Source organism: Psychrobacter sp. Sarcosine-3u-12, from assembly GCF_002836005.1.
GTDB classification, from domain to species: domain Bacteria; phylum Pseudomonadota; class Gammaproteobacteria; order Pseudomonadales; family Moraxellaceae; genus Psychrobacter; species Psychrobacter okhotskensis.
This window is the reverse complement of sequence record NZ_PJBY01000034.1, coordinates 1-1,064: the sequence shown is the minus strand read 5'-3', so window position 1 is coordinate 1,064 and position 1,064 is coordinate 1. Positions and strand designations below refer to the sequence as shown.

Genomic DNA, 1,064 nt, shown 5'->3' with positions numbered 1-1,064 from the left:
GGTGTAATGGACATTATTCATGCTGTCATAGGGTCTAACGCTATATACTGTCTATATTTGCAAGGAATGAACGCCATGAATCAAAAAACTGCCCTTTTTGTAGTGATAAACACACCAAGAAGAATGGACGTAAGCTTGGCAAACAGCAGTATCAATGCCTAGCTTGCAGACGGCAGTTTTTAGGTGGCAAAAGACTCAATAACCAAACACTTTGGACTGAATATACCCAAGGTAAACAGACTTACCAACAACTGGCTGATAAATACCACTGTAGTCTTAAAACCATTCAAAGACGCTTAGATAAAGTCAGTATCGAGTATCAGGTTAAACGACCAAAGACTGCTAATATCATCATGGACACCACTTACTTTGGTCGCAAGTTTGGTTTAATGGTCTTTATGGATAACACCACTAAAACCGTTCTTTATTACGCGATAGTCAGTCATGAAACTAATAGTGCTTATAAGCAAGGGATTGATCACCTAGCATCGTTAGGCGTTGATATACAAAGTATTACCTGCGATGGTAGACGAGGACTGCGTACGCTATTTACCGGTATACCTTGTCAAATGTGCCAGTTTCATCAAGTACAAATAGTGACCCGCTACCTCACTCGTCGCCCTAAGAACATCGCCAGTATTGAGCTTAGACAGCTCGCTTTAAACATAATACAGCTTGATAAGACAGCGTTCATAAAGCGCTTAGATCACTGGTATTTGACTCATGAAGCCTATCTTAGTGAACGTAGCATCAATACTGATACTGGTAGAACGTGGTACACGCACAAGCGTCTTAGAAGTGCTTATCGTAGTCTACGAACCAATAGTAACTGGCTGTTTACTTATCGAGAATATGAGCACTTAGATATACCAAATACGACCAATTCTCTTGAAGGGTTATTCAGTGAGCTAAAGCGACAATTGCACAGTCATCATGGGTTAAATGAGTACCGTAAGTTACGGTTTATTAAAGACTTTTTAGGGTCGAAGTCACTCAAATAGCATGAATTATGTCCATTAGCGACTACCTTCTACTTTTTAGCATGAATTTTGTCCATTACACCA

1 protein-coding gene is annotated in these 1,064 nt (G+C 39.8%); it reads left to right on the top strand.

Annotation, left to right across the window (positions count from 1 at the left end):
- Positions 1–353: 353 nt before the first annotated feature.
- Complete coding sequence (locus CXF65_RS01010; RefSeq protein ID WP_025650738.1) at positions 354–1,001, top strand: hypothetical protein; 648 nt, start codon at positions 354–356, stop codon at positions 999–1,001.
- The last annotated feature ends 63 nt before the right edge of the window (positions 1,002–1,064 follow it).

Excerpts from the sequence above, each read along its gene's own strand:
- CXF65_RS01010 (WP_025650738.1), top strand. The coding sequence starts at position 354 with ATGGACACCACTTACTTTGGTCGCAAGTTTGGTTTAATGGTCTTTATG.